Annotated in this window: 9 protein-coding genes; 5 read left to right on the plus strand and 4 right to left on the minus strand. The window is 70.7% G+C overall.

Annotated features, from left to right (window positions below; genetic code table 11):
* Nucleotides 1–3: 3 nt before the first annotated feature.
* The 3 genes from ACFE86_RS08885 to ACFE86_RS08895 form a co-directional block, all read right to left on the minus strand.
* Nucleotides 4–315, minus strand: a complete 312-nt coding sequence (locus tag ACFE86_RS08885; protein ID WP_375454967.1) for a hypothetical protein — start codon at nt 313–315, stop codon at nt 4–6.
* A 244-nt stretch (nt 316–559) separates the two neighbouring features.
* Nucleotides 560–2,674, minus strand: a complete 2,115-nt coding sequence (locus ACFE86_RS08890) for an ABC transporter ATP-binding protein/permease (RefSeq protein WP_375454968.1) — start codon at nt 2,672–2,674, stop codon at nt 560–562.
* A 141-nt stretch (nt 2,675–2,815) separates the two neighbouring features.
* Entirely contained in the window at nt 2,816–3,109 is a 294-nt protein-coding gene (locus ACFE86_RS08895) for a hypothetical protein (protein ID WP_375454969.1), read from the minus strand.
* A gap of 261 nt (nt 3,110–3,370) precedes the next feature.
* Between ACFE86_RS08895 and ACFE86_RS08900 the strand changes: the two genes are divergently transcribed.
* The 5 genes from ACFE86_RS08900 to ACFE86_RS08920 all read left to right on the plus strand — a co-directional run bounded on the left by ACFE86_RS08900 (nt 3,371) and on the right by ACFE86_RS08920 (nt 6,601).
* Complete coding sequence (locus tag ACFE86_RS08900) at nt 3,371–3,562, plus strand: hypothetical protein (protein ID WP_375454970.1); 192 nt, start codon at nt 3,371–3,373, stop codon at nt 3,560–3,562.
* Between the two features lie 26 nt (nt 3,563–3,588).
* Nucleotides 3,589–4,257, plus strand: coding sequence for a peptidase inhibitor family I36 protein (locus ACFE86_RS08905; RefSeq protein WP_375454971.1), 669 nt, complete (start codon nt 3,589–3,591; stop codon nt 4,255–4,257).
* Between the two features lie 163 nt (nt 4,258–4,420).
* Nucleotides 4,421–5,239 carry a hypothetical protein gene (locus ACFE86_RS08910; protein WP_375454972.1) on the plus strand — a complete coding sequence of 273 codons (819 nt, stop codon included), beginning with the start codon at nt 4,421–4,423 and terminating at the stop codon, nt 5,237–5,239.
* Nucleotides 5,236–6,132, plus strand: coding sequence for a ParA family protein (locus ACFE86_RS08915; protein WP_375454973.1), 897 nt, complete (start codon nt 5,236–5,238; stop codon nt 6,130–6,132). The genes ACFE86_RS08910 and ACFE86_RS08915 overlap by 4 nt, the downstream gene beginning before the upstream one ends.
* A complete protein-coding gene (locus tag ACFE86_RS08920; protein ID WP_375454974.1) occupies nt 6,122–6,601 on the plus strand; it encodes a hypothetical protein in 480 nt (159 codons plus the stop codon). Before ACFE86_RS08915 ends, ACFE86_RS08920 begins: the two co-directional genes overlap by 11 nt.
* 94 nt (nt 6,602–6,695) lie before the next feature.
* Here the strand turns inward: ACFE86_RS08920 and groEL are convergent.
* Nucleotides 6,696–7,817 (minus strand): chaperonin GroEL (gene groEL, locus ACFE86_RS08925; RefSeq protein ID WP_375454975.1); only part of this gene is annotated, 1,122 nt, incomplete at its 5' end.

A 7,817-nucleotide genomic window follows, 5' to 3' on the forward strand; every position in this document is an offset into this window, starting at 1 on the left:
CGATCAGCAATCGTCGCCCTTCGACGCCTGCTGGGCTGCCGTGGGCTTGCCCTGGGACTGCTGCTGCACGTCGCTCGGCGAAGTCGCCGTCGTCGCGGCAGCGCCCGCATTGTTCATCGCGCCGACGGTGCCGGGCGACTCGCCACCCTTGGCGCCCGGGCTGGCGTTGGCCGTCGCCTTCGGATCGACCGTCGAGCTCTTGCTCGCATCCGCGGCGCCCTTGACCGTCGTCCCGGTGGCGCAGGGTGCGGCGAAGGCGACCGAGGACATCAGCAGGATGGCGCCGGCGCCGGTGAGCATCGAAAGCTTTCTCATGCGTCCCTCCAATTCATCAACTCCCTTCCAACGGGGTTTGTATCTCATGGTTCCCGAGGTTTCGCGGTCGGGAAGTGCAGGCAAGGAGAGGTTCGAGGCTTGAGCATGACGTGTGCGGTGCAAGATCGTGTTGCACCGCAATCCACCGGCCGGGCGCTGCTCCGGATGCACCGAAGACTGTCCGCATCGGCGACGATTAGGGTCCGTCATGGCCCCACGACGCGGCCCGGACGGCGTGTGATCTCTACTGCGCGGGCACGGCTTCGCGGCGTTCGCGCGGGCTGAAGCGGCCGTCGCCCTCGGGCTGCATCTCGATCCGGCGCTGGTGATGCGCGTGCAGGGTCGAGCGGTGGCCGATCGAGACGATGGTGGTGCCGGGCAGGCGATCGCGCAGCATCCGGTAGATGCCGGCCTCGCTCGCCTCGTCCAGCGCGGCGGTCGCTTCGTCGAGAAACAGCCATTCGGGCTTGGCCAGCACCGCCCGGGCGATGGCGAGCCGCTGCTGCTCGCCGCCGGACAGGCGCTGGTCCCAGGCATCGACCTCGTCGAGGCGGTCGACGAGCGCCGGCAGTTGCGCGGCGACCAGCGCCTCGCGGATCGCCGCGTCCGGGAACTGGTCGGTGGTGTTCGGGTAGGCCACGGCGCCGCGCAGCGTGCCCAGCGGGATGTAGGGGCGCTGCGGCAGTACCAGGGCCGACTGCCCCGCCGGCACGTCGATGCGGCCCTTGCCGAACGGCCAGATGCCGGCGATCGCGCGAAACAGCGTTGACTTGCCCGATCCCGACGGACCGGTGACGAGCGTCGCCGCGCCCTTGCGCAGGGCGAGGCTGTCGGTCGTCACGATGGTGCGGCCGTCCGGCAGGCCGAGCGTCAGGCCGGTGCCGGTGACGTCGCCCGCGGTGGCGTTGCCCTGCGCGAGGCCGTCGGTCGCGGCGGAGAACGCCTCGGCCTTGGTCATCGCCCGCTTGAACGAGGCGAGACGGTTGGTGTTGGCCTTGTAGGCCGCGATCGTGACGTAAGAATTGATGAAGAACGACAGTGACGACTGCACGCTGGAGAAGGCGTCGCCGGTCTGCTGGAACTGGCCCAGCGTGATCTTCTTCAAGAAGTAGCTCGGTGCTGCCAGGATATAGGGGAACACCACGCTGATCTGACTGTAGGACAGGGTGAAGCTGCCGAGCTTGATCCGCCGGTAGATGATCCCGAGGTAGTTGTCGATGATCTGCCCGAACAGGCTCTTGAGGCGCACGTTCTCGGCGCGCTCGCCGCGCAGGAGCGCGATCTGCTCCGAGTACACCCGGCTTCGGGCGAGCGAGAAGCGGAAGTCGGCCTCGACCTTCTCCTGCCGGAAGTCGAGCCCGATCAGCGGGCGGCCGATCAGATGGGTCAGCCACGTGCCGACCACGGCGTAGCCGACGACGAGCCAGACGAGGAAGCCCGGCACGACCGTGTCGGTGAACGGCAGCACGAAGTCCCGCGACAGGCCCCACAGGATGACCATGAACGACACCAGGGTCGCGGCCTGCGACAGCAGGCGGATCGACAGCGTCGTCGTCTGCGAGATGAACAGGTTGACGTCGCTCTGGATGCGCTGGTCCGGGTTGTCCGCGTGCTCACCGGTGAACGGGACGCGGTAATGCGTGCCGCCGTCGAGCCAACGCTCGTAGAAGCTGCGGGTGAGCCACGTGCGCCAGCGCAGGTGGAGGGCTGCATCGACGAAGGTGTCGAACATGCCGACCACCACCCAGACGGTGGCGAGCGGCGCGAAGATCCAGACGAGCTGGTACCAGAACGCGGCGGAATCGTACTCCTGGAGCGCGTTGAACAGGTCGCGGAACCAGAAGTTCAGGCGCAGTTGCAGCGCCACCTGCGCGAAGGTGACGAAGATCGAGAGCGCGACCAGCCGCTGCCCGACCTTGCCCTCGGTGTCGCCGAAGAACCGGAACGGGCCGATCTCGGGCGTCGGCGCCTCGCGGCTCGCGAAGTAGGGGTCGGCAATCAGCGTGATCGCGCGGATCGGCTGGAGGTGGGAGATGCCGAGCACGAGGCCGGCGAAGACCACCGCGCCGGTGGCGGCGAAGGCCGGCGGCAGGAGGGCCGCCAGGCTCGGCGGCAGCAGGCTCGTCGCTGCGAGCGCCTTGGTGCCGGCCAGGAACAGAAACCCGATCCCGTAGACCGAGACGAAGACCTTCAGGTAGGCCGAGAGCTTGGCCGAGGCCAGCAGGATGCCGGCCATGACGAAGCCGGCGAGCGATACGTAGAGCGGCGGCGCGGGCACGCCGGGCGCCGCCAGCAGGGCGAGGGCGACGAGCGCCGTCAGGACGGCCTGCCAGCCGAGCCCGCTTCGAAGTGCGGCCACGCGCGTCTCCCGTAAGTTCCGAGGTGTCGGCCCCGCCTGCGAGGACGGTTTGCGCGGGAGTGACCGTGGCTCGTGGCGAGATCGTGGCACCGGAGCCGCAGCCCGATCAACCCGCGGCGGGATCGCGCGGCGGCCGCGCCGCTACCAGTTCCATTCCTCGAAGCCCGGCTCGCGGCAGCGATAGCCGATCGGGCATTGCGGGTTGTCGCGGGTGGGGACGAAGCGCAGCTCGGCGATCTCCGAGATGTCGCAGTAGCTGCGGTCGCGCACGATGCGCTCGGGCTGGCCGGCCCCGACGGCGATCATCACGTCGCCGCCGCGCCTGACCACGTCCATCGCCTCGGCGCAGGCGATCCGCGGCGTCGCCTGCCGGATCTGCGCGGCGGCCGGCCCCGGCATCAGGCCGAACAGGAAGGCCAGGACGATGCGTCTCATCGCTGGGGGGATCGGGCGCCTCGGTGACCCCTCCGGAGCGGATGGGCGGCAAAGCATGGCAGTTAACGCGCGCGGCCGCCAGCGTGCGGATGCCGCGTCGCCGGTGTCGCGCAAGTGTCCCATCCACGACTCCAATGCCGCCGCCTTGCCGCATTCGCGCGGTTTAAGGATTCCCGTTCCCGCAGGACGGGTTAAGGTTTCGTCTGCGGCGGACGGAATCCGGCCCCGCTTCGCCGACGGGAACCCGCAGGACCGCGACCGATGTCAGGCCCCTCGATCGTCCATGCCGCCCGCCACGCCCCGGCGCCGCGCTGCGAGCCCCATGGCGGGCACGGGGTGGCGCACGCGGCGCGGCCGAACCATGCGGCGCGGGCGAACGGAGCGGCCGAGCGGGTGCGCGGGAGAAAGCGCAGCCGCACGGCGCCGTTGCTCAGGGGCGGCTTCGGCCGCTGAGCGCGGCCCGCGGGGAGGATCGAGCGATGGCGATGGCGGGGGGGCTCGATGCGGGCCAGGCGGCGAGCCCGGCGGAGGCGGGCGGCGGCACGGCCCGCAACGGCTCGAAGTCCTGGGTCGCGTTGTTCATCGTCCTCGCCGCGGGCTGGGGCGCCCTGTTCGGCTACAGCGCCACGTTCCTCACCGAGGACATGCCGTTCCGGCCCCCCAGCACCGCCGTCGTGCCCGAGGCGCCCGCCTTCGGCTTCCCGCCGATGCCGCATCCGGTCGGCGTGCAGAGCGTGGCCTATGCCCCCGGCGCGCCGGCGGCTTCGGTCGGGCGCCCCGCGGCCGAGCCCGGCGCTCCGGCCATCATCCCCGCGCCGCCGCCGGCGCCCGCACCCGCACCCCGGATCGAGCGGGCCGAGTATGTCGGCACCTGGGGGCCGAACGAGGCCGCCTGCGGTGCCCGCTCCCGCCGCCGCGGCTACATCCCGGCGACCATCACGCCGGAGCGCGCCAGCGCCGGCCGGACGATCTGCAGCTTCCACGACGGCCGCCGCAGCGGCAACACCTGGGTCATGGCCGCCGATTGCAGCGACCGCGGCCGCCGCTGGTCCTCCCAGGTCCGCCTCGTCGTCGACGGCGACCGCCTGACCTGGACGAGCGGCAAGGGCAGCGCCTCCTACGTCCGCTGCAACCGCCGGGCGGGCTGAGTCGGTCCGGGATGTCGCCGGATGGCGGTCTCCGTAGGCGGGCGTGGACGGGCGCCGGCGGGAATGTCGGCGCGCCATGCTTGCCGTCCGTCACGACCACTTTAGGTTCCGCCTCGGCAGCCGGTCGCGGCGACCGCACACGCCTGCGAGATCGCGCTCCCGCATGCCGACACCCCCGACCGATCCGCTCGACGCCCGCCTGCTCGCGCTTCTGCCCGCGGACGGCACGCCCGTCCTGAACCGGGTGATGCGCGCGATGCTCGGGCGCGCCTGCGAGCGGCCGGTCGCGGCGGAGGCGTACTTCTCCGCCCGCGACCGCCTGCTCGCACAGCGCCGCATCGGGCGGCTGCGCGGCCAGGGCGGCCAGGTCTTCCTGTCGATCGATCCGATGCCGGTTCCGGCGGCCGACGCTGCGGCCGAGGCGGTCGCCGAACCCTGGGCCGAGAGCCGGCTGATGAGCCCGCTGAAGGCGTATCTCGAAGGCCCGTTCCGCGCGGGCCTCGATCTCGGCGATGCGCTCTGCCTCGTCCAGGACACCTCGGTGATCGGCAGGGGGCCGTGGTCGGGGCAATGGTCGCGGCCGGACTTCATCCTCGTCTCGGCGATGCGCTTCCGGCTGCTGCCGGGCGCGCAGGTGGACGTGCATTCCTTCGAGTTGAAGACCGAGGCGGGGGGCACGGTGCAGGCGGTGCACGAGGCCCTGGCGCAGACGCGCTTCACCCATTTCGGCCATCTCGTCTGGCACCTGCCGGAAGGCTCGAAAGCCGAGGCGAGGCTTGCCGAGATCGCGTCCCAGTGCGAGGCCCACGGCGTCGGCCTGATCCGCCTGCGCGACCCCGGGCATCCGGAGGCGGGCGAGATCCTGATCGACCCGCGGCGCCGGCCGACGCTGCCGGCGGTGATCGACGGGTTCCTGGAGTCGCGCCTATCGGCCGCGCATCGAAGCAGGCTGGAGACGGCCGTGAAGGGTTCGTGCGGATGACGGGCAAGCTGATCGCGGTCGCCAACATGAAGGGCGGCGTCGGCAAGACCACGACGGTGGTGATGCTGGCGGAAGCACTCGCCGCCGACGGCGCGCGGGTGCTCGTCGTCGATCTCGACCCGCAGGCCAGCGTCTCGGTCTGCCTCGCGGGCGACGAACTGCTCGCCGCGATGATCGAGAAGGGCCGGACGCTCGAAGCCTATCTCGCGCTGAAGCTCATCATGAAGCAGAAGCCGCTGCTTGCCGCCCGCATCCACGGGCAGGTCAGCCTGACGACGCACAAGGGCGAGCCGCTGTCGCTGTCGCTGCTGCCGTCGGGCCCGTACCTGCGCATGGTCGAACGCGAGATCATCTACGAGCTGACGGGCCAGAAATACTCGATGCACGCCATCGAGGGCCGGCTCTGGAAGGTGTTCCAGGACGACTTCGTGCCCTTGACCGACAGCTTCGACTACATCCTGCTCGACTGCGCGCCGGGCATCTCGCCGATGACCGAGATCGTGGTGCGCGGCGCCGACCTCGTGCTCGTCACCTCGATCCCCGACTTCCTCTCGACCTACGGGCTGAACGCCTTCGTCGAGACGATCTGGCGGCGCTCGTCGAAGCAGGGCAGCCGGCTCGCGCCGAAGAGCGCGCCTCACGTCCTCGTCACCCGCTACCAGCAGCACGTCCGCCAGCATCGGGAGACGCTGGAGCGCCTGACCGCCGAGGCCGAGGCCGAGGATGCCGGCTTCAGGCTGCTGCGCACGCGCATCCCGCAGGCGGCGGCGCTGGCCGACGCCCTCGTGCCGAACGCGGATGCGCCGACCTTCTCGGCGAAATACGGTGTCCATGTCTCGAACGTGCTGATTCCGCTCGTCGAGGAAGTGAAGGGGATTCTCCATGGCTCTTGACGTCGACGGCTACGCCGTCCTGAAGGCGCTGGCCGCGTCGCCCGACGCCTTCCCCGACATCCGCGCCGAGATCGCCAGGACCGGCCGCACCCTGGTGGTGAAGCAGTTGAAGGCCAAGTCCCTGCCGCTGGCGGGCCTGCGCCGCATCCGCGGCATCCTCGGGGCCGAGACGTTCGCGCTCATCGTCGACGGCCTGGCCGACGCCGAGGCGAAGGCGCTGGTCGCGCGGCTCGACAAGAACCATCCGGACCTGAAGACGGCGCCGGCCGAGTGGCACCGGCGCCGCCTCGGCGGTCTCGCGGCCGACGAACCTCCGGCCGAGAAGGCGAAACCGGCCAAGGCGGAGAAGCCTGCGGCCGAGAAGAAGCCGAAGGCCGGCCGCGCGCTCGCGAGCCGCCCCTTCGCCGCCACCTGGGACGGCAAGGACCACGACGCGCCGGCGCCGAAAGGGCGCAAGGCGAAGGGATGAATCAGGGGGCCGAGCACCGCGACCCCCGCCGACGCACGAAAGAGGGGCCGCCTCGCGGCGACCCCTCTCCCAGTCCTTCGAGGATGGCGAGGACCTAGAAGTCCATGCCGCCGCCCATGCCGCCCATGCCGCCGCCGCCGGGCATGCCGCCACCGGACTCCTTCTTCGGAGCGTCGGCGATCATCGCCTCGGTGGTGACGAGCAGGCCCGCGACCGAGGCCGCGTCCTGCAGCGCCGTGCGCACCACCTTGGCCGGGTCGACGATGCCGGCCTGGATCATGTCGACGTACTCTTCCGTCTGGGCGTTGAAGCCGTAGACGTCGCTGGCCTTGTCGGTGATGCGTCCGACGACGATCGAGCCCTCGACGCCGGAATTGGCGGCGATCTGGCGGATGGGAGCTTCGAGCGCCTTCAGCACGATCTTGATGCCGGCCTGCACGTCCGGGTTGTCGCTGTGGACCGCCCGCACCGCGGTGCGGGCGAGGAGCAGGGCGACGCCGCCGCCCGGCACGATGCCTTCCTCGACCGCCGCGCGGGTGGCGTTGAGGGCGTCGTCGACGCGGTCCTTCTTCTCCTTGACCTCGACCTCGGTCGCCCCGCCGACGCGGATCACCGCGACGCCGCCGGCAAGCTTGGCGAGACGCTCCTGGAGCTTCTCCTTGTCGTAGTCCGAGGTGGTCTCCTCGATCTGCGCCTTGATCTGGCCGACGCGGGCCTCGATGTCGGCCTTCTCGCCCGAGCCGTCGATGATCGTGGTGGTCTCCTTCTCGATGCGGATGCGCTTGGCGCGGCCGAGCATCGGGAGCGTCACGTTCTCGAGCTTGATGCCGAGATCCTCGGCGATCATCTGCCCCTGCGTCAGGATCGCGATGTCCTCGAGCATCGCCTTGCGGCGATCGCCGAAGCCCGGCGCCTTGACGGCCGCGACCTTGAGGCCGCCGCGCAGCTTGTTGACCACGAGGGTGGCCAGCGCCTCGCCCTCGACGTCCTCGGCCACGATCACCAGCGGCTTGCCGGTCTGCACCACGGCCTCGAGCACCGGCAGCATCGCCTGGAGCGAGGAGAGCTTCTTCTCGTGGATGAGGATGTAGGGGTCCTCGAGCTCGGCGACCATCTTCTCCGCGTTCGTGATGAAGTACGGGGAGAGGTAGCCGCGGTCGAACTGCATGCCCTCGACGACGTCGAGCTCGGTCTCGGCGGTCTTGGCCTCCTCGAC

The sequence above is a fragment of the uncultured Methylobacterium sp. genome (assembly GCF_964244095.1).
GTDB lineage: Bacteria > Pseudomonadota > Alphaproteobacteria > Rhizobiales > Beijerinckiaceae > Methylobacterium.

Coding starts and splice junctions, on each gene's coding strand:
- ACFE86_RS08885 (WP_375454967.1), bottom strand. CDS start 315: ATGAGAAAGCTTTCGATGCTCACCGGCGCCGGCGCCATCCTGCTGATG.
- ACFE86_RS08895 (WP_375454969.1), bottom strand. CDS start 3,109: ATGAGACGCATCGTCCTGGCCTTCCTGTTCGGCCTGATGCCGGGGCCG.
- ACFE86_RS08900 (WP_375454970.1), top strand. CDS start 3,371: ATGTCAGGCCCCTCGATCGTCCATGCCGCCCGCCACGCCCCGGCGCCG.
- ACFE86_RS08905 (WP_375454971.1), top strand. CDS start 3,589: ATGGCGATGGCGGGGGGGCTCGATGCGGGCCAGGCGGCGAGCCCGGCG.
- ACFE86_RS08910 (WP_375454972.1), top strand. CDS start 4,421: ATGCCGACACCCCCGACCGATCCGCTCGACGCCCGCCTGCTCGCGCTT.
- ACFE86_RS08915 (WP_375454973.1), top strand. CDS start 5,236: ATGACGGGCAAGCTGATCGCGGTCGCCAACATGAAGGGCGGCGTCGGC.
- ACFE86_RS08920 (WP_375454974.1), top strand. CDS start 6,122: ATGGCTCTTGACGTCGACGGCTACGCCGTCCTGAAGGCGCTGGCCGCG.